Annotated in this window: 21 protein-coding genes; 9 read left to right on the top strand and 12 right to left on the bottom strand. The window is 71.5% G+C overall.

All coding sequences use genetic code 11. The features are described 5' to 3' along the window. Nucleotides 1–171: 171 nt before the first annotated feature. The 10 genes from DEJ28_RS02095 to DEJ28_RS02050 all read right to left on the bottom strand — a co-directional run bounded on the left by DEJ28_RS02095 (nucleotide 172) and on the right by DEJ28_RS02050 (nucleotide 7,277). A complete protein-coding gene (locus tag DEJ28_RS02095) occupies nucleotides 172–459 on the bottom strand; it encodes an HU family DNA-binding protein (protein ID WP_111114318.1) in 288 nt (95 codons plus the stop codon). 277 nt (nucleotides 460–736) lie between these two features. Continuing rightward, nucleotides 737–1,042, bottom strand: coding sequence for a 30S ribosomal protein S14 (gene rpsN / locus DEJ28_RS02090; protein ID WP_111114317.1), 306 nt, complete (start codon nucleotides 1,040–1,042; stop codon nucleotides 737–739). Nucleotides 1,043–1,044: 2 nt separating this feature from the next. Continuing rightward, nucleotides 1,045–1,215: a 50S ribosomal protein L33 gene (gene rpmG, locus DEJ28_RS02085; protein ID WP_022908193.1), complete on the bottom strand. Its 171-nt coding sequence runs from the start codon at nucleotides 1,213–1,215 to the stop codon at nucleotides 1,045–1,047. Then, nucleotides 1,215–1,451, bottom strand: coding sequence for a 50S ribosomal protein L28 (rpmB, locus tag DEJ28_RS02080; protein ID WP_071299871.1), 237 nt, complete (start codon nucleotides 1,449–1,451; stop codon nucleotides 1,215–1,217). Before rpmB ends, rpmG begins: the two co-directional genes overlap by 1 nt. A 371-nt stretch (nucleotides 1,452–1,822) precedes the next feature. Further along, nucleotides 1,823–3,298 carry a lipase maturation factor family protein gene (locus tag DEJ28_RS02075; RefSeq protein WP_111114316.1) on the bottom strand — a complete coding sequence of 492 codons (1,476 nt, stop codon included), beginning with the start codon at nucleotides 3,296–3,298 and terminating at the stop codon, nucleotides 1,823–1,825. A 96-nt stretch (nucleotides 3,299–3,394) separates the two neighbouring features. Next, entirely contained in the window at nucleotides 3,395–4,090 is a 696-nt protein-coding gene (locus DEJ28_RS02070; RefSeq protein ID WP_111114315.1) for an alpha/beta fold hydrolase, read from the bottom strand. A 10-nt stretch (nucleotides 4,091–4,100) separates the two neighbouring features. Further along, nucleotides 4,101–4,526 (bottom strand): Fur family transcriptional regulator, encoded by a 426-nt coding sequence (locus DEJ28_RS02065; protein WP_111114314.1) that lies wholly within the window; start codon nucleotides 4,524–4,526, stop codon nucleotides 4,101–4,103. Beyond that, the gene (locus tag DEJ28_RS02060; RefSeq protein WP_111114313.1) at nucleotides 4,523–5,470 is read right to left on the bottom strand and encodes a metal ABC transporter permease; all 948 of its coding nucleotides are present in this window, start codon (nucleotides 5,468–5,470) and stop codon (nucleotides 4,523–4,525) included. Before DEJ28_RS02060 ends, DEJ28_RS02065 begins: the two co-directional genes overlap by 4 nt. Further along, nucleotides 5,470–6,348, bottom strand: a complete 879-nt coding sequence (locus DEJ28_RS02055) for a metal ABC transporter ATP-binding protein (protein ID WP_111114389.1) — start codon at nucleotides 6,346–6,348, stop codon at nucleotides 5,470–5,472. Before DEJ28_RS02055 ends, DEJ28_RS02060 begins: the two co-directional genes overlap by 1 nt. Nucleotides 6,349–6,365: 17 nt before the next feature. Then, nucleotides 6,366–7,277 (bottom strand): metal ABC transporter solute-binding protein, Zn/Mn family, encoded by a 912-nt coding sequence (locus DEJ28_RS02050; RefSeq protein WP_111114312.1) that lies wholly within the window; start codon nucleotides 7,275–7,277, stop codon nucleotides 6,366–6,368. Nucleotides 7,278–7,394: 117 nt separating this feature from the next. Here DEJ28_RS02050 and DEJ28_RS02045 point away from each other — a divergent pair, with 117 nt between their 5' ends. Together DEJ28_RS02045 and DEJ28_RS02040 are read left to right on the top strand one after the other, a co-directional pair. After that, complete coding sequence (locus DEJ28_RS02045) at nucleotides 7,395–7,940, top strand: RNA polymerase sigma factor (RefSeq protein WP_181433594.1); 546 nt, start codon at nucleotides 7,395–7,397, stop codon at nucleotides 7,938–7,940. Continuing rightward, nucleotides 7,933–9,009, top strand: coding sequence for a CU044_5270 family protein (locus DEJ28_RS02040; protein ID WP_111114310.1), 1,077 nt, complete (start codon nucleotides 7,933–7,935; stop codon nucleotides 9,007–9,009). The genes DEJ28_RS02045 and DEJ28_RS02040 overlap by 8 nt, the downstream gene beginning before the upstream one ends. A gap of 209 nt (nucleotides 9,010–9,218) precedes the next feature. Here the strand turns inward: DEJ28_RS02040 and DEJ28_RS02035 are convergent, their stop codons facing one another. Beyond that, nucleotides 9,219–10,487: a PTS transporter subunit EIIC gene (locus DEJ28_RS02035; protein WP_111114309.1), complete on the bottom strand. Its 1,269-nt coding sequence runs from the start codon at nucleotides 10,485–10,487 to the stop codon at nucleotides 9,219–9,221. A 180-nt stretch (nucleotides 10,488–10,667) separates the two neighbouring features. Here DEJ28_RS02035 and DEJ28_RS02030 point away from each other — a divergent pair, with 180 nt between their 5' ends. Together DEJ28_RS02030 and DEJ28_RS02025 are read left to right on the top strand one after the other, a co-directional pair. Next, nucleotides 10,668–10,904: a PTS sugar transporter subunit IIB gene (locus DEJ28_RS02030; protein ID WP_071253138.1), complete on the top strand. Its 237-nt coding sequence runs from the start codon at nucleotides 10,668–10,670 to the stop codon at nucleotides 10,902–10,904. Further along, nucleotides 10,901–11,353, top strand: a complete 453-nt coding sequence (locus DEJ28_RS02025) for a PTS sugar transporter subunit IIA (RefSeq protein ID WP_111114308.1) — start codon at nucleotides 10,901–10,903, stop codon at nucleotides 11,351–11,353. Before DEJ28_RS02030 ends, DEJ28_RS02025 begins: the two co-directional genes overlap by 4 nt. Nucleotides 11,354–11,419: 66 nt before the next feature. Here the strand turns inward: DEJ28_RS02025 and DEJ28_RS02020 are convergent, their stop codons facing one another. Beyond that, the gene (locus DEJ28_RS02020) at nucleotides 11,420–12,154 is read right to left on the bottom strand and encodes a GntR family transcriptional regulator (RefSeq protein ID WP_111114307.1); all 735 of its coding nucleotides are present in this window, start codon (nucleotides 12,152–12,154) and stop codon (nucleotides 11,420–11,422) included. Between the two features lie 106 nt (nucleotides 12,155–12,260). On the opposite strand from DEJ28_RS02020, the gene DEJ28_RS02015 reads away from it, so the two are divergent. From DEJ28_RS02015 to DEJ28_RS01995, 5 genes are all read left to right on the top strand, one after another. After that, nucleotides 12,261–12,899 (top strand): response regulator transcription factor, encoded by a 639-nt coding sequence (locus tag DEJ28_RS02015; RefSeq protein ID WP_111114306.1) that lies wholly within the window; start codon nucleotides 12,261–12,263, stop codon nucleotides 12,897–12,899. Beyond that, nucleotides 12,892–14,094 (top strand): sensor histidine kinase, encoded by a 1,203-nt coding sequence (locus tag DEJ28_RS02010; RefSeq protein ID WP_111114305.1) that lies wholly within the window; start codon nucleotides 12,892–12,894, stop codon nucleotides 14,092–14,094. Before DEJ28_RS02015 ends, DEJ28_RS02010 begins: the two co-directional genes overlap by 8 nt. Nucleotides 14,095–14,237: 143 nt before the next feature. After that, entirely contained in the window at nucleotides 14,238–16,247 is a 2,010-nt protein-coding gene (locus tag DEJ28_RS02005) for a bifunctional lysylphosphatidylglycerol flippase/synthetase MprF (RefSeq protein WP_146248785.1), read from the top strand. Beyond that, nucleotides 16,244–17,533 (top strand): alpha/beta hydrolase, encoded by a 1,290-nt coding sequence (locus tag DEJ28_RS02000; RefSeq protein WP_111114302.1) that lies wholly within the window; start codon nucleotides 16,244–16,246, stop codon nucleotides 17,531–17,533. The genes DEJ28_RS02005 and DEJ28_RS02000 overlap by 4 nt, the downstream gene beginning before the upstream one ends. Then, entirely contained in the window at nucleotides 17,530–17,700 is a 171-nt protein-coding gene (locus tag DEJ28_RS01995) for a hypothetical protein (RefSeq protein ID WP_181433593.1), read from the top strand. The genes DEJ28_RS02000 and DEJ28_RS01995 overlap by 4 nt, the downstream gene beginning before the upstream one ends. The last annotated feature ends 51 nt before the right edge of the window (nucleotides 17,701–17,751 follow it).

Here is a 17,751-nt window from a genome sequence, read left to right as displayed (position 1 = left end):
GCTGTGGAGGACTGACCCGGCGGCGACGCGAGCCGACAGCCACCAGCCCCGAGCACGACGCGAGCCGACGACCACCAGCCCCGAGCACCACGCGAGCCGGCGGCCCGGCCCCACCCCCGGGAACGACGAAAGGGACGACCGAAGCCGTCCCTCTCGTGCGCGGAAGCAGTCTTACTTGACGGAAGCCTTGAGCTTCGAGCCGGCGCTGACCTTGACCGAGTCGCTCGCGGCGATCTCGATGGCCTCGCCCGTCTGCGGGTTGCGGCCCGTGCGGGCGGCGCGGTGGGTCTTCTCGAAGGCGATCCAACCGGGGATCGTGACCTTGGTGCCGTCGGCAACCGAGCCAGAGACGACGGAGAAGAGCGCGTCGACGACGCCGTTGACGGTGGCCTGGCTCTGGCCGGACTCAGCGGCGACGGCAGCGACGAGCTCGGTGCGGTTCAGGGACTTATCAGCCATGGATGTCCTCCTCGGACTTCTTGCAGTATCGGTCGGACGACGTGTCGTCCGGCGCCCGGAGCGGGTGCCCCGTGCCTCGGTGCCGATGGGCGCGAACCCTGGCGGAACCGGAGTCGAACGTACCAGCCACGTGGGACGAAACCTGCCGACTCGCCCGGATTTCCGGGGTTGTCGGGGCACCAACGGGGCAGATGTGACGAATGAGACTCCGATGTACCCCGGGAACGGCGAACGCCCCGCCACCACTGGGGTGACGGGGCGTTCGGGGATTCGGTGCTTACCAGGAGCTCTTCGTGATGCCCGGCAGCTCGCCACGGTGGGCCATGTCGCGGAAGCGGACACGGCTGATGCCGAACTCACCGAGGTGGCCACGGGGGCGACCGTCGATGGCGTCGCGGTTGCGGTAGCGGACCGGCGACGCGTCGCGCGGCAGCTTCTGCAGACCGACACGGGCGGCCTCACGCGACTCGTCGGAGCCGTTCGGGTCCACGAGGGCCTTCTTCAGCTCGAGACGACGCTCGGCGTAGCGCGCGATGATGACGGCACGCTGGTTGTTCTTCGCGATCTTGCTCTTCTTCGCCATGCTTAGCGCTCCTCACGGAAGTCGACGTGCTTGCGGATCACCGGGTCGTACTTCTTGAGCACGAGACGGTCCGGGTTGTTGCGACGGTTCTTCTTGGTCACGTAGGTGAACCCGGTGCCCGCCGTGGAGCGGAGCTTGATGATCGGACGAACGTCCTGACCCTTCTTGGCCATCAGATCTTCTCCCCACGAGCGAGGAGATCCTTGACGACGGACTCGATGCCGCGTGCGTCGATCACCTTGATGCCCTTTGCGCTCAGCGTGAGCGAGACGTTACGACGAAGCGAGGGCACGTAGTACGTCTTCTTCTGCACGTTCGGGTCGAAGCGACGCTTCGTCCGGCGGTGCGAGTGCGAGATGTTGTGTCCGAAGCCGGGGGTGGCTCCGGTCACCTGGCACACTGCTGCCATGGTTTCCTCCTGAGGTACCGTGCGACCGGACGGCCGCACCCAAGTTCACTTGCCTGGTACGCACGCGCACGACCACGAAGTGGTGATGCGAGGGGGTTGTGCGCACCGCCCAGGCCCGCGGACCCTGTCGAAGGGACCGAGGACACCGCGCGACCGCGGCGTACGCGACGGTCGGAGGGCTTGGAACAACGGGTCCACCGCGCTGACGCGGAGAACCAAGGGGCAACGTTACGCGAGGACCGGGCGTGTCGCAAGCCGGGAGGCTCGGTGCGGCCGGGCGCGCCGCTCCCGTCGTCCCCGTGGTCGCGCCCACCGCCCGCGATGGTGAGCAGGAACGGTCACCTGCAGCAGGCTGACCCGACCGTTCCTGCTCACGAAGCGGACGGGCGAGCGGGCGGGCGCCCCGGGAGCGCGACCGGCGGCAGGACCAGGTACCGCTCCTCCCGGATCCAGTACAGCCCCGACTCCCGCCGCTCGGCCCGCGTCGCGAACCGGTAGCGGAACATCCGCGCACGGACCCACCGCGGCCGCTCCCCGCCGAACGGGTCGTGGGCGAGGAGCCGCAGCGTCGGCCGGTCGGCCTCGAGCAGCCGGAGCACGAAGACGCGGAACCACCGGTCGTCGACCCCGAGCGCGAGGAACCACATCAGCCAGTCGAGCCGCAGGTGGTACGGCGCGAACTGGGCTGGCCGCCGTCGCGGATCGCCGGGCTTGCCGCGGAACTCGTAGGGCTGCCAGTCCTCCTCGTACGGCACCTCGGCGAGCGTCCCCTCCACGATGACCTCGTCGCGCTCCTGGGTGACGCTGCCGAACGCTCCGTACGCGTTCGCGAGGTGCCACCGGTTGAACGAGGCGTTCATGAGCTGCCGCCGGGACACCAGGTTCTTCGCGGCGGGCCAGGACAGCCACGCGAGGAGCACCCCGACCGCCACGGTGACCGCCACGAAGGGCACCGGCGTCGCGGTCGGGCCAGACGACACCAGCGGTTCGAGCCCGGGCAGGACGGCGGCGACGGACCGGTCGTCGACCGCGGCGAAGGCGAGGACGAGCGTGATCCAGTTGAGCCACGCGAAGTTCCCCGACACCACGAGCCAGAGCTGCGTGAGCAGGACGAGGGCGGCGGCGATCGACGCCACCGGCTGCGGCGCGAACAGGAAGAAGGGCACGACGAGCTGCACGAAGTGGCTGCCGAGCGTCTCGAACCGGTGCACGGGCCGCGGCAGCAGGTGGGCCGTGCGGGAGACGGGGTTCGGCATCGGCTGCGTCTCGTGGTGGTAGTAGAGCGCGGTCAGGTCCCGCCACGACCGGTCGCCGCGCATCTTGATCATCCCGGCGCCGAACTCGAGCCGGAACACCAGCCACCGCAGTGCGACGAGCACGACGATCGGCGGTGCCACGTCGTCCGCGCCGAGGAACGCCACCGTGAAGAGCGCCTCGACGAGCAGCGACTCCCACCCGAACGCCCAGAAGGTCTGCCCGACGTCGGAGATCGACAGGTACGCGAGCCAGAGCACGAGGAAGCACAGCACCGGCACCCACCACGGCGCACGCTGCGGCAGCCCGACGACGAGCGCGAAGGACACCACCGCGCCCCCGCCGGCGAGCAGCCGGAGCCGACGGTCCGTGTAGCGCCACCACCGCCACACCACGGGGAGTCGCCGGGCGTACGGCCGCTCCATGAACCGCGGCACCGGCAGCAGTCCGTGCTCCCCGACGAGGGCGGGGAACTGCGCGAGCGCGGAGAGGAAGGCCAGACAGGCGATGGCCGCGACGCCGCGCTGCAGGACGAACCGGGCGACGTCGTACTCGGACGCGCCGGCCCACTGGGTCCAGGCTGCGAGGTCCACGAGCGGGACGCTACGCGGGGCGCACTCCGGAAGCGTCCGGGCGCGAGTCGCGCACGCCGCGACGACCGGACCCGCTCCGGGGCTTCGGGCGCCCCGCTACGGGGCTTCGGTCGGCTTCGGCGCCAGCGCCTGCACCATGAGCTCGCCGAGCTGCTCCGGCGCCGTGAACATCGGCCAGTGCCCCGTCTCGAGCCCGACGATCGAGAGTTCCTCGGTCGCCACGAGCTCGGCGGCCCAGGTCTGGTGGTCGGCCACCATCGTCGCGAGGTCCGTCGCCGGGATCTCGCAGGTGATCACCGTCGCCGGGATCGTGTGCCGTGCAGCGTCGGAGTAGTGGAACCGGTCGGACGGGACGGCAGCGGGCTCCGGGATCGCCCGGTGCTCGAACGCCTCGCGCAGCTCCGGGGTCATCCCGCGCAGCGTGGCGGCTTCCCAGACGTCCCACGGGGGCAGCGGCACGACGCCGTCGACGACGGGCAGCTCGTCGTTCACACAGCCGCCCTCCGGCCCCGGGAAGGTGTCGACGTAGAGCAGGTGCGCGACGAGCGACGGGCGCTGGTCGGCGGCCATGTAGGCGATCGGGCCGGCGCCGGAGTGCCCTGCGAGCACGATCGGTTCCTCGGGCGACGCGACGTCCTCGAGCTTGCTCACGAGTGCGGCGACCTGCTCGTCGAGGGTGTCCCCGTCGCGGGTGACCGCCTCGACCGAGTGGCCTGCGGCACGGAGCGCCGGGGCGACGTCGTCCCATGCGCTGGCATCGAGCCAGAATCCGGGCACCAGGATCACGTGCATGGCGGGGACGCTACTCGCCGCCACCGACACCCGTGCGCACGGCGGTGCAGGCCGCGCACTCGCCGAAGATGTCCACGACGTGACTGGCGTTCGAGAACCCGTTCGCCGCAGCGACGTCCTGCGCCCACCGCTCGACCGGGTCCGCCTCGATCTCGACGGTGCGGCCGCAGTTCCGGCAGATGAGGTGGTGGTGGTGCTTGTCGGTCGTGCACGCCCGGTACAGCGATTCGCCGTCCTGCTGCAACGAGTCGGCGTCGCCCTCGGTGGCCAGGTCGGAGAGCGCCCGGTAGACGGTCGCGAGTCCGATCGTGGAGCCGTCGTCCCGCAGGTGCTGGTGGAGCGCCTGCGCGCTGACGAACCCCTCGGTGGTGGACAGCGCGGTGCGCACCGCTTCGCGCTGCCAGGTGTTCCGCTTCGGCTTCGGTACGGCGTTCACGCGGTCACTCCTTCGGTGCGGCTCGCGTCCGACGACGCATCCGGCGATCCGGCCTGGAGGCGCGGTGCGCCCCCGTCACGCCGGTCGCGGTCCGTCACCCGGTCGCGTCCGCGGTGGTCCTTCCGTCCGCCGACGATCCGGCAGACGACCCAGATCACGAACGAGATCGTCGTGACGTAGGGACTGATGGGGAGCCCGCCGCCGAGCGCGAGCAGGATCCCGCCGACGACCGACACGACGGCGAACACCGTCGACAGGATCGGCACGACCACCGGGTGCGAGCTGAGCCGGAGCGCCGCGGCCGCCGGGGTGACGAGCAGCGAGAGCACCAACAGCGCGCCGACGATCTGCACGGACACGGCGGTCGCGAGCCCGAGCGCGAGCATGAACACGAGCGCCAGGGTCCGCACCGGCACGCCGGCCGCAGCGGCGACGTCGGGGTCGACGGACGAGAACATCAGCGGGCGCCAGATCACCAGGAGCATCACGACGACGATCGCGGCGACGACGATGAGGAACGTCAGCTGCGGGTTGTCGACCGAGACGATCTGGCCGGTGAGGAGCCCGAACTTGTTCGCCGCCCGGCCCTTGTAGAGCGCGAGGCAGAGGATGCCGAGCCCGAGCCCGAACGGCATGAGCACGGCGATGATCGAGTTCCGGTCGCGGGCCTTGGATCCGAGCAGCCCGATGAGGAGCGCCGCGACCACCGACCCCACGAGCGACCCGGTGACGACGTTGACGCCGAGCAGCAGCGATGCCGACGCACCCGCGAAGGAGAGCTCGGAGATGCCGTGCACCGCGAAGGGCATGTTCCGGGCGACCACGAACGGGCCGATCAGGCCGCCGACGATGCCGAGCACCGCACCCGCCCAGATCGAGTTCTGCACGAGCACGACGAGCTCGCCGTAGTCCTGGAAGGAGAAGATCGTCGACCAGACGTCCATCAGATCCGCCCCTCGTCGGGTGCCGGCGCGTGCGGGTCCGGGTCGCAGTGGTGGTCGTGGTCGCCCATCCCGCCCGGGGAGTCCGCGGCGCCGACGATGACGATCCGGCCCATCGTGCGCACGACGTCCACGGGCGTGCCGTACAGGTCGCTGAGGACGTCGGCGCGCAGGACCTCGTCGGGCGAGCCGATCCGGAAGCGACCGCCGGCGATGTAGAGGACCCGGTCGACGACGTCGAGGATGGGGTTCACGTCGTGCGTGACGAACAGCACCGCGGCGCCCTGCTGCCGGCGCTGGCGGTCGATGAGCTCGGTGACGCCGCGCTGGTGCCGCAGGTCGAGCGAGATGAGCGGCTCGTCGCAGAGGAGCAGGGCAGGGTCGGCGGCGATGGCCTGCCCGACGCGGGTGCGCTGCTGCTCGCCGCCGGACAGTTCGGCGACCGGAGCGTCGGCGAACGGGGTCGCACCGACCTCGTCGAGGATCCGGTCGACGCGGGCGCGCTCGGCGCGGCTGGCCGGCATGATGCCCCACCGTGACCCGGTGACGCCCTGGGCGATCATGTCCCGCGCGCGGAGCGGTGTCCCCGCGTCCATCAACCGCTGCTGCGGGATGTAGCCGATCTTCCGGTGGCCGCGGCGGACGGGCTGGCCGAGGAACGACATCGTGCCGCTCGTCAGCCGCTGCTGCCCGAGGACGGTGCGGAGGAGCGAGGTCTTGCCCGCTCCGTTCGGTCCGAGCACCGCGACGAACTCGCCGGGCGCCAGGTCGAGGTCGAGGTGCGACCAGAGCCGGCGCGCCCCGTAGGAGAGCTCCGCGTCACGGAGTTCGAGCACGGCGGAACCGCCGTTGCCCGGGGCAACGGCGGTCCGCTCGGAGATCCGGGGGGAGACGGTGGTCACTTCTGGAGCGCCGCCTGCACCGCGTCGATGTTCGCCTGCTGCCACGAGACGTAATCCTCCCCCTTCGGGAGCGTCTCCGTGACACCGACCACCGGGACGTCGGCGTCGTCGGCCGCCTTCTTGACCTGTTCGGTCTCCGGGCTGGACGTCTGGTCGTTGTACGCGAGGAGCTGCACGGTCTTGTTCGTGAACAGCTTGAGGGTGTCGTTGAGCGCGGCCGGCGGGACGTCGTCGCCCTCCTCGATCGCCTCGGAGAAGGCCTCGGGGGTGACGTTGTCGAGGCCGATCGCGTCGAAGAGGTACCCCGGCACCGGCTCCGTGTAGGAGACCTTCTCGCCGGCGTACGTCTTCTGCAGGTCGGCGGTCTCGGACTCGAGCCGCTCGAGCTTCGTCGTCAGGGCGTCCGCGTTGTCCTGGAACGTCGCCTTCTCGCCCTCGTCGAGCGCGCTGAGCCGCTTCGACACGTCGGCGACGAGCTTCACCATCGTGGGGTAGCTGTAGAACACGTGCTCGTTGAACTCCGCGTCGCCACCCTTGTCGAGCCCGGACAGCTTGACGACGTTGATCGTGTCGGCCTTGGTGGTCGACGCGTCGGCGAGCGTGGTCATGAAGTCGTCGTACCCGCCACCGTTCTCGATGAGCAGGTCGGCCTTCGAGACGGCGAGCTGCGTCTTCGCGCTCGACTCGAACGAGTGCGGGTCCTGCGAGGGGTCGTTCAGGATGCTCGTGACGGACACGTGGTCGCCGCCGATCGACTGCACGATCGAGCCGTAGACGTTCGTCGAGGCGACGACGGCGATCGTGCCGTCGCCGGAGGCGTCTCCGGAGGCGGACGAGGTCGCGCAGCCGGTCAGTGCGAGGGCAGCGGCGCCGGCGACGAGCGGCAGGGCGAGGAGGCGGTTCTGCATGTCCTCGAGCGTAGGGCTTGTTGATAACGGTTGTCAAAACCAGTCTCAACAACAGCGACGGCTCCGCTTCCGACTAGCGTGATGGAACTCCGACGGCAGGATCGGGCAGTACCCATCGTGACCACCACACACCCACCCCCCGACGCGTCGGCCGAACTCGGTCGACTGTTCGACCTGCACGGTCGTCGGATCCTGCTCTACCTCGCACGCCGGACCGACCTGCAGACCGCGGAGGACGTCCTCGGCGAGACCTTCGTCGTCGCCCTCACCCGCTGGGACGCCCGCGATCACGACCGGGGCGATCCGCTGCCGTGGCTGTTCGGCATCGCGACGAACCTGCTCCGCCGGCACTGGCGGTCGGAACGACGGGGACGACGAGCGATGGCCCGGGCAGCGGTGCCCGAACAGCTCGACGACGACCCGGGCGAGCGTCTGGACCACGAACGTGCGGTCGAGGCCGTGGTCCGCGAACTCGACCGGATGCGTCCGGCCGTCCGCGACACCGTGCTCCTGCACGCCTGGGCCGAACTGACCTACGAGCAGATCGCAGCGGCGACCGGTGTCCCGATCGGCACCGTCCGCTCCCGCCTCAACCGGGCCCGCGCCGCACTCCGCGTCGAGCCCGCCACGACGAACCCCCTGAACGGAGAAGCCCGTGCCTGACGAACTCACCGTGCTCCGCGCCGTGCGGTCCGAGGTCGACGACCTGCCCCCGGCCGTCGTCGACGCAGCACTCCACCGCGCCCGGCAGCGGATCGCGCAGCCCGGCACCCGCCAGCCCGGCACCCGCCAGCCCGGCACCGAGCCAGGCCGTGTCCGGAACACCCGACCCGCCCGGAGCGCCCGCCGGTACCGCCCGGTGCTCATCGCGGCCGCCGTTCTCGTCACGGCCGGCGCCCTGGTCGGGACGGGTGTCGGCGTGACGCACCTGCCCGGTCCGGAGTCTGCCGCGGCGGCGACGCTGCACGACGCTGCCCGAGCAGCCACCAGCGCGCCGGACACCACCCAGGCGTTCACCCGGGTGACCGTCCGCGAGCTCGCCCTCGGGTACGCCACCTCGGACGGCGAACACTACGACGAGGGCTACCTCTTCCCGACGACGACCATCACCTGGGTGCCACGAGACGTCTCCGGCACCTGGACCCGGCAATCGTGGTCCGAGCACGCCACCACGATCTACGGGGGACGGGCCGCCCGTGCGGCCGCACAGCAGGACTACGCCGCGTCGGCCCACCGCGACGACCCGGTCCGGGAGCGGGCAGCGGGCGGCGCCTTCGGGAACGGGGAACTCGGCGGCACCCCGGCCGGCACGCTGACCCCGGCGGACATCGCCGACCTGCCCCGCGACCCCGACGCGCTCGTCCGGCGCATCGAGGCGGCCCCGCGGGCGAAGGGCGCGACGGACGCCGAGCAGGTGTTCGACACCCTCGCGGACTTCCTGCGCACCGGCCTGGTGCCGAACGAGCTCCGCGCGACGGTCTACGACGCGCTCGCAGGGTTGCCCGGGATCGTCGTCACCGACGACCAGGCGTCGCTCGACGGGCGGCACGGCACCGCGATCGGCCTGGACGACCGCGGTGGTTCCGACCGCCGCGAGGTCATCGTCGACCGCACCTCGGGCGACTACCTCGGCGAGCGGACGCTGCAGACCGATCGTGTCGGGGCCGTCCCCGCCGGCACGGTGATCGACTCCGCGTCCGTCGACGTCGCCCCCGCACCCTCCGCCCCGTAGCCCTTCCGCCCGTAGGAAGCGGTCCCGCGCGGAGGAAGCCGTTCCGCGCGTGGGAAGCGGAATCGCTCGTAGGAGGCCGGAAATTCCTGCCTCCTACGAGCGATTCGACATCCGATTGCAGGTGCGATGGGCAGGAACGCACCCACAGAACGGACGGGAGGCGCGGTGCCAGCTGGCACCGCGCCTCCCGTCCGTCAGATGGACCCGGTCTACGGCTTGGTGGCCGCGTCGATCGTGTTCTCAGCGATCGTGTCCTCTTCGCGCCCAGGGGTGCGGAGGTTCCACTTCTTGATCACGAAACTGAACAGGAAGTAGTAGACGACCGCGTACCCGAGACCGATCGGGATGAGCCAGATCGCCCCGTCCGCCTTGCCGAAGTTGAGCACGTAGTCGATCGCACCGGCCGAGAACGAGAACCCGTCGTGGATCCCGAGCGCGTTCACGAGAGCGAGCGAGGTGCCCGTGAGCACCGCGTGGATGATGTAGAGCGGGAACGCCACGAACATGAACGAGTACTCGAGCGGCTCGGTGATGCCCGTCACGAACGAGGTGAGGGCGGCCGAGATCATGATGCCGCCGACGAGCTTGCGGTTCTGCGGCTTGGCGTTGCGCCAGATCGCGAGGGCACCGGCCGGCAGCGCGAACATCATGATCGGGAAGAACCCGGTCTGGAAGATGCCGGCGGTCGGGTCGCCCGCGAGGAAGCGCGCGATGTCACCGTGGTAGACGACGCCATCCGCCCCGGTGAAGCTCCCGAGCTGGAACCACGGGAAGAAGTTGAGCAGCTGGTGCAGCCCGATCGGGATCAGCATGCGGTTGACGAAGCCGAAGATGCCGCCACCGAGCACGGCGTTGTCGGCCACGGCCTGACCGGCAGCGGTCAGGGCGATGTCGAAGTAGCGGTACACGAAGGACATCAGGACGGCGATGATCAAGCCAGCGACGGCCGTCAGGATCGGGACGAGACGACGACCCGAGAAGAAGCCGAGGAAGTCGGGCATCTTCGTGCGGTGGAACTTCTCCCACAGCACGGCGGAGACGAGGCCCATCACGATGCCGCCGAGGACACCGAAGTTGATCGTGGCCTGGTTGCCACTCGCGTCCTTCACCCCCGCGAGGACGATCGGGGACATCGCCGCGAAGACCTGGTACATGACCATGTAGCCGACGACCGCGGCGAGCGCCGTGGTGCCGTCGGACTTCTTCGCCCACCCGATCGCGATGCCGACCGCGAAGAGCAGCGGCAGCCACGTGAAGACACCGTTGCCGGCGGCGGCGATGATCGTCGCGCCCTTCTCGAAGCCCGGGATGGCCCCGAGCATGTCGGCCTGACCGAGGCGGAGCAGGATGCCCGCGGCGGGCATGACCGCGATCGGCAGGAGCAGGCTGCGGCCGAGTCGCTGGGCGTTGGCGAAGAGCCGGGACTGCTTCTTCGGCTTCTTCTTCTCCGGCACATCCGTGGCAGTGGTGGTGCTCATCGGAGTTCCTCTCGTCATTGGGTGGAGCTTGTCGGGGTGAGTTGAGTCGTGCAGCCAGCGCAGGTAACCTCGGCGGTGTTCGCCAGGTCCGGTCCTGTCCGGTCATGACCAGTTCCGTAGTCTGATCCGAGACAAGGCACATGTCAACCTGGTACACGAACCCTTAACGAGGAGGAAACGATGGCCGACATCAAGGCAGCCGACATCATCGCCGCGCTCGGCGGTGCCGACAACATCGAAGAGGTCGAGGGCTGCATCACGCGCCTCCGCGTCGAGGTCGAGGACGGCGACCTCGTCGACAAGGCCGCACTGCAGGCCGCGGGCGCCCAGGCGGTCGTCGGTGGTGGTACCGGCTGGCAGGTCATCGTCGGCACGGTGGCCGACAACCTCGCGCAGGACATCCAGGACGAACTGTGACGAGCGTCCGGACCCCGTTCGCGGGCCCGGTCGTCTCGCTCGCCGACGTGCCCGACCCGGTGTTCGCCGGGCAGCTCGTCGGTGCCGGCGTCGCGGTGGACCCGACCGGCGTCGAGGGTGCGGTCACCGCCGTGGCCCCGGTCGACGGGTCGATCGTGAAGCTGCACCCGCACGCGTTCGCGCTCCAGGGCGCCACGGGGACCGACGTCCTCGTGCACGTCGGCATCGACACCGTGAAGCTCTCCGGTGAGGGCTTCGAGCTCCTCGCGGCCGAGGGCGACACCGTCAGCGCCGGGGACCCGATCGTCCGGTTCACCCCGTCGGTGATCTCGGCCGCCGGCTACTCCCCGATCTGCCCCGTCGTGGTGCTCGGCTCCGCGCCGGACTCGATCGCGCAGGACACGGTCGGCACGACCGTCCGCGAGGGCGACACCCTCTTCGAAGCGTAAGCGAACTCGGCCCCGCTCGTCGTGACCCGACGGGCGGGGCCGAGCCGCGCCTCCAGGCAGGGTGTGTCAGGCGACCGCCTGCGAGGCGGTGACCTCCATCTGCACCCGGTAGCGGTCCGACCGGTACCACGAGCGGGTGTGCTCCACGGGGCGCTCCCCCGCGTACGACACCCGGTCGAACTCGAGCACCGGCGCACCCGTCTTCGTGCCGAGGAGCGTCGCCACGTCGTCCGCCGCCGGGTTCGCCGCCACCGTCTGCTGCGCACGGTCGATCGGCGTGCCGTACTCGGTCGCGATGATCGAGTAGACGGATCCGGACAGGTCGTGGTCGAGGAGCCCCGGGAACGCGTCGGCGACGAGCCATGCGTCGTCGATCGACACCGGTGCCCCGTCTGCCATCCGCAGGCGCTTGACGTGGAACGCCGTGACGTCCGGGTCGAGCCGCAGCGCCGCGGCGGTGTCCGTCGGCGGGACCTTCTCCTCGCGGACGAGCACGACCGTCGTCGGCACGTGGCCCATCGCCCGCATCTCCTCGGTGAACGACGCGAGGTGCAGCGTGGACTGCACGGGACGGTGCGCCACGAAGGTGCCCTTGCCGCGGACACGCTCGAGGTAGCCCTCGTTGACGAGCTGCCCCAGGGCTTCGCGGACGGTGATCCGGGAGACGCCGTACTCGGCGATGAGCTGGCGTTCGGACGGGATCGCCGCGCCGGGTGCGAGCCGCGAGGTCGCGAGCTCGAGGAGGATGCGCCGCAACTGCTGGTGCTTCGGTTCGGCACCCTCGGTGATGCGGCTCGTCATGGGTCCCTCGTGCTCCGTCGCTGGTCGTGGGGGTGGTCATGCGCGGACATGACCAGTTGCCATCACAGTAGCGAGTCCCCCTCCGAACGCCAACGTGCATGACAAGATGACCGCCGTGACAACCGTGGTGATCGTCGACGACGAGACGCTCGTCCGCTACGGTTTCGAGCTCATCCTCGGCGCCGCGCCGGACATCGACGTCGTCGCCACCGCCGAGGACGTCGACGCCGTGCGGGTGATCCGCGAGCACGCGCCCGACGTCGTGTTGCTCGACGTGCGGATGCCGCGGGTCAACGGGCTCGAGGTCCTCCGCGAACTGCAGACCCTCCCGGATCCGCCCGCGGTCGCGATGCTCACGACCTTCGACACCGACGAGTACGTCGGGCAGGCGATGGAGCTCGGTGCGGCCGGGTTCCTGCTCAAGGACACCGATCCCGAGGGGCTCGCCGGGTACGTGCGGGTCCTCGCGCGGGGAGGCGTGGTCCTGGCGCCGGGCGTCGACCGGACCCGGCTCTTCGCCGCGCGGTCGTCGGCCGCGACACCGCCGCCACCGTTGTCGGACCGCGAGCACGCGGTCCTGCGGCTCGTCGCCGACGGGGCGAGCAACCCCGACATCGGCCAGCGGCTCGGTGTCAGCACGGGCACCGTGAAGGAGGACGTCCGCGCCCTCCTCGCCGCGTTCGCCGTCCCGACGCGGGTCCAGCTCGCGCTCCGCGCGGCCGAGGCGGGGCTCCTGGATGGCTGAGCACCGGACGGCCGCGCGCGTCGGTCGCGTGCTCACGGCGACCGACGGGAGGCTCGACCGCCTCGTCGACGTCGGCCTCCGCTGGGTGCGCACCCACCGCGCACCCTGGTGGCTGGTCGACGCGCTCTTCGTCGCGGCCGCCGTCGCCGACGCCGTGCTCGACATCTCGGGAGCGACGACCGTCGAGACGTGGTTGTCCCTGCTCGCGGCCGCCGCGCTGCTCCTCCGCCGCCGCTTCCCGGTGCTCGCGTTCGCCCTCACCATGCCCGGGCTGTTCGTCGGCTCGGCCGTGGTGGCCGCCAGCATCGCGCTGTTCACCCTCGGGGAGCGCACCAGCCGCCGGTGGCTGATGCTCCTCGCCGCACTGGTGCAGTTCGTGGGGTTCGGCGGGTTCGTCGGGCCGCCGCAGACCCTCGACGAGATCGTCGTGTCGGTGGTCTACGCCCTCATCTTCGCGCTCGGGCCGCTCGCCGTCGGGCTCCTCGTGCAGACCCGCGCCCGCCTCACCGACCAGCTGGTGGAGTCACGTCGGGCCCGCGAGGACGAACGACGCCAGGCAGCAGCGGTCGCGCTGTCCCGCGAGCGGGCGCTCCTCGCGCGGGAGATGCACGACGTGGTCTCGCACCAGGTCACCCTCATCGCCGTGCAGGCCGGGGCGATGCAGATGGCCGGACGCGACGAGGCGGAGCGCGGGTTCGCCCGGACGATCCGACAGCTGTGCGTCGTGACCCTGCAGGAGCTCCGCGAGATGGTCCAGGTGCTCCGCGCCTCGGGCGGCACCGACCGCGAGATCGCCCCGCAGCCGGTGCTCGCCGACCTGCCGCGGCTCGTCGCCGAGAGCGGACTGGAGACCAGCTGCACCGTGGACCTGCCGGAGACCCTCGCGCAGCCGCTCCAGCGCGCCGTGTACCGGTTCGTGCAGGAGGGCCTGACGAATGTCCGCAAGCACGCTCCCGACGCCACCGTCCGGGTGAGCGGGCGGATCCACGGCGACCACGTCCTCGTCGACGTCGTGAACGGCCCCGCGCGCTCGGACCGCCTGGAGCTGCCGGGGTCCGGGCTCGGACTGATCGGCCTCGGGGAGCGGGCGTCGCTCCTCGGCGGGAGCATGAAGTCCGGGCAGCAGCCCGACGACGGGTTCGCGCTGCACCTGCGGCTGCCCGTCGAGCACGTGCCCGCGCCACGGCCGGTCTGACCGCTCTCCCTGCGGCGAGCGGGCCGCTCTCCCTGCGGCGAGCGGGCCGGTCATCCTGTGGGCCAGCGGCGATGGCCGATCGGCCATCGAGGTTCACGCCGGGGGTCGATGACGGCGGGCGCTCGATCGAGTGCAATCAGAACGTGGCACCCTCAGCGCTCGTCGGACGACTCCGTCGCTTCCCGGTCTCCGTCGCCGTGACCGTGGCGGCGGTCCTGCTCGTCGTGACCGCCCGGATGGCCCACGCCGAGCCGGACTTCCCGCACCACCCACCCGTCGCGGCCCTGGCGCTCGGCACCGTCGTGCTGACGACCGTCCTCGCCGAACGCTCGCTCGGGTCCGTCCGGACGCTCGTGATCGGCGCCGCCGTACCGACCCTCGCCGTGCTGGGGACGCTCCTCACCGTGACGATCGGCTCGGCGCTCGGGGAGGCCCACGCCGAGTTCGCCGTCGGCCAACCCCTCTTCGCCCCCTCGATCGTCGCCGCGGCGCTGCTCGGTGCCGCCTCGGCCGCGATGCCGGCGCAGCACCGGTGGCGCACGCGCGCCGCCCTCTGGACCGTCGTGCTGACGCTGGTGCTCTTCGCCGGCCACGGGTCGGACCTGGCCCGCGCGCTGGCGACCCTGCTCGGGACCGCAGCCGGCGCGTCCGTCGTGCGCCGCGCCTCCCGTCCGGACCCGCGCACCACGCGCGACACGGTGAGCGCACGCACCTGGGTCGTGGCGACGCTCATCGCGCTCGGAGCGGGCACGCTCGTGACCCTCGTCGTGCCGGACCCGGACGGGGTCCTCTCGCTGTTCGCCGACGCCGTGAGCGACCGTGCCGTCGTCGTGATCGGTCTGCTCCTGCTCACGTCGGCGTGGCTCGTGCAGCGCGGGCGGCGCGCCGGCATCGTCCTGGCCGTCGGCGTGCTCGTCACGCTGACCGCCGTCCTCGCCGACGTGTTCCTCATCGAACCGATGACCGACGACGCCGTGCAGTGGCAAGGGCTCGGGCTCGACGCGATCGAGTGGCAGGTCACGCTGCTCGGTGCGTGGCTCGTGCCGGCCGTGGTGCTGCTCGTCGTCATCGCCCTGCGCGGCACCCTCGTGCGCGCCCGCTTCCGCGCCGCCGGCACGTGTCGCGACGACCTCGTCGAGATGCTCCGCGACGGCGACGCCGGGACGCTCGGGCACATGGGCACCTGGCGCGGCAACGCGACCTGGACGCACCCCGCCGGACTCGGCGCCGTTGCCTACCGGGTCCGCGGCGAAGTGGCCCTCACGGTGTCGGACCCGGCATGCGCGGCTGCCGACCGGGCCGAGGTGGTGGCCGGGTTCACGGCGTTCTGCGACCGCAACGGCTGGGTGCCCGCGTTCACGAGCGTGCACGAGCCGGTGCGCGAGATCCTCGCCGCCGAGGGCTGGACCGCCGTGCCCGTCGGCGTGGAGTCGGTGCTCGACGTGACCTCGTTCGACCTGCGCGGGAAGAAGCGGCAGGACCTCCGGACCGCGTCGAACCGTGCCGACCGCGAAGGCCTCCGTGACGAGTGGACGACGTTCGGCGCGCTCGACGACGACCGCCGCGCCGAGGTCGAGGCGATCTGCACGCGGTGGGCGGCGGACCGGCGCCTGCCGGAGATGGGGTTCACCCTCGGCGGGTTCCGCGAGCTCGACGACCCGGACGTCCGGCTCCTGCTCGCCGTCTGCGCGGACGGGCACGTGACCGCGGTCACGAGTTGGCTGCCGGTGTACGAGCACGGGACGCTGACCGGGTACACGCTCGACGTGATGCGCCGCGGCGAGGACGGGATGCCCGGCGTGATGGAGTTCCTCATCGCCCGCACCGCGCTCCGTGCCCGCGACGCCGGGCTCACCACGATCAGCCTGTCCGGCACGCCGCTCGCCGCGCACGCCGGAGCGGGGTCCCTGGTCACCCGGGGCTCGCTCCTCGTCGCCCGGCTGCTCGAGCCCGTGTACGGCTTCCGGTCGCTGCAGCGCTTCAAGGAGAAGTTCGGCGCCCGGCACGAGCCGCTCTGGCTCGTGGTGCCGACGCCGCTGCACGTCCCCCGGGTCGCCCGGGCGCTGGCGCGTGCGTACGTCCCGGGCCTTCGGCCGAGGCACCTCTGGGCGCTGCGGCAGGCGCATCGTGGTGCGGCGGTGGCGCGCTCGTGAGCCCGACCGAGTGGCTGCTCGCGACGCAGTTGCAGGCACCGTCGAAGCTCGTGCCGATCGACGTCGCGTTCGCGGTGCTCACGGTTGTGGTGCTGCTCCCGGTCGTCCGGTCGTGGCGCGATCGCCGTGCGTGGCGGTCCGTCGGCCTCCGAGCCGCGATCGCCGGCGCAGCAGCCGTCGTCGTGCTCGTCGTCTGCTGGATCGCGAGCGACGTCCTGAACCTGTTCGGGGTCACCCTCAGCCCGGTCACCCGGATGTGGATCGCGATCGCGGCAGCGGGTCTCGCCCTGGCGGTCACCGGCATGGTGCAGGGCGGACGCTGGCGCCGGGCGCTCGCCGTGGTGCTCGTGCCGGCAGCACTCCTCGTCCCCGCACTCGGGGTGAACGTCGAGTTCGCCAAGTACCCGACGCTCGGCACCGTCGTGCAGAGCAGCCCGTACCCGGCGCTCGACCTGGCGGTTTCGTCGGCCGGCTCCGACGCCTCGATGCCGGCCGTCGGCGAGGTCCGGACCGTCGACATCCCGGGGACGCGCTCCGGCTTCCCGGCCCGGCCCGCGGTCGTGTACCTGCCGCCCGCCGCCCTCGTGCGGGACCCCGCTCCGCTGCCCGTCGTCCTCGCCTTCTCCGGCCAGCCCGGGGCACCGAGCGACATGTTCACCGCCGGCGAGATGGGCACCGTGCTCGACGCCTACGCCGCTGCGCACCGCGGCCGCGCGCCGATCGTGATCTCGGTCGACCAGCTCTCCGCGCCCGGACGGAACACGATGTGCGTCGACTCCCGGCTCGGTGCCGCTGCTACCTACGTCACCGAGGACGTGCCGGCGTGGCTGTCGGCGCACCTGCCCGTCACCACCGACCGCCGGGCGTGGGGGCTCGTCGGGTTCTCGCAGGGGGCCACATGTGCCATGCAGTTCCTGACCGCACACTCGTCGTCGTTCGGCAGCGCCCTCGCGATCTCGAGCGAGCTGCAGCCGATCGACCAGAACGCCCGGCACAGTGCGGACCAGGCGTTCGGCGGCTCGGTCGCGGCGTGGAAACGGGCGGCGCCGATCGCGCAGATGCGGGCGAACGGGCTCCACGGGGACGAACTGTGGCTCACCGCGGGGTCGGCGGACAAGGAGTTCAGCGAGAACGCGCGCACCCTCGGGGCCGCCGCGAAGCGAGCCGGGGCGGCGACCACGATCGCGTTCGCCCCGGGGAGCGGGCACGACTGGAACACCGTGCAGTGGTCGATGCGCGAGGAACTGCCGCACGAGGCAGACGCTCTGTTCGGGGCGCTGCGGTGAGGCACCTCGTCGTCGGTGTGGTCGCCCTCGTCGCCGTCGCGGCGTTGACGCTCTGCCCGCACGCCGGAGCGCCGGTCGCTGGCGTCGTGCTCGCCCTTGCCACGATCTGCGCCGCCGTGGCCGGCTCCGATCCTCGCAACTTCGACGACGGACTCGACGATGCGTGATATACACATTTTGAGTCTTTGACTTCACCGTTCACTTCGCGCCAGGATGGG

Source organism: Curtobacterium sp. MCPF17_002 (assembly GCF_003234115.2).
Classification (GTDB): Bacteria; Actinomycetota; Actinomycetes; order Actinomycetales; family Microbacteriaceae; genus Curtobacterium.
This window is presented reverse-complemented; position numbering and strand designations above follow the sequence as displayed.

Bases quoted from the DNA above. Each gene is read 5' to 3' on its own strand.
- DEJ28_RS02015 (WP_111114306.1), top strand. From the start codon at position 12,261: ATGACCGCCGTGACAACCGTGGTGATCGTCGACGACGAGACGCTCGTC.
- DEJ28_RS02060 (WP_111114313.1), bottom strand. From the start codon at position 5,470: ATGGACGTCTGGTCGACGATCTTCTCCTTCCAGGACTACGGCGAGCTC.
- rpsN (WP_111114317.1), bottom strand. From the start codon at position 1,042: ATGGCGAAGAAGAGCAAGATCGCGAAGAACAACCAGCGTGCCGTCATC.
- DEJ28_RS02050 (WP_111114312.1), bottom strand. From the start codon at position 7,277: ATGCAGAACCGCCTCCTCGCCCTGCCGCTCGTCGCCGGCGCCGCTGCC.
- DEJ28_RS02070 (WP_111114315.1), bottom strand. From the start codon at position 4,090: ATGCACGTGATCCTGGTGCCCGGATTCTGGCTCGATGCCAGCGCATGG.
- rpmB (WP_071299871.1), bottom strand. From the start codon at position 1,451: ATGGCAGCAGTGTGCCAGGTGACCGGAGCCACCCCCGGCTTCGGACAC.
- DEJ28_RS02010 (WP_111114305.1), top strand. From the start codon at position 12,892: ATGGCTGAGCACCGGACGGCCGCGCGCGTCGGTCGCGTGCTCACGGCG.
- DEJ28_RS02095 (WP_111114318.1), bottom strand. From the start codon at position 459: ATGGCTGATAAGTCCCTGAACCGCACCGAGCTCGTCGCTGCCGTCGCC.
- DEJ28_RS02035 (WP_111114309.1), bottom strand. From the start codon at position 10,487: ATGAGCACCACCACTGCCACGGATGTGCCGGAGAAGAAGAAGCCGAAG.
- rpmG (WP_022908193.1), bottom strand. From the start codon at position 1,215: ATGGCCAAGAAGGGTCAGGACGTTCGTCCGATCATCAAGCTCCGCTCC.
- DEJ28_RS02020 (WP_111114307.1), bottom strand. From the start codon at position 12,154: ATGACGAGCCGCATCACCGAGGGTGCCGAACCGAAGCACCAGCAGTTG.
- DEJ28_RS02030 (WP_071253138.1), top strand. From the start codon at position 10,668: ATGGCCGACATCAAGGCAGCCGACATCATCGCCGCGCTCGGCGGTGCC.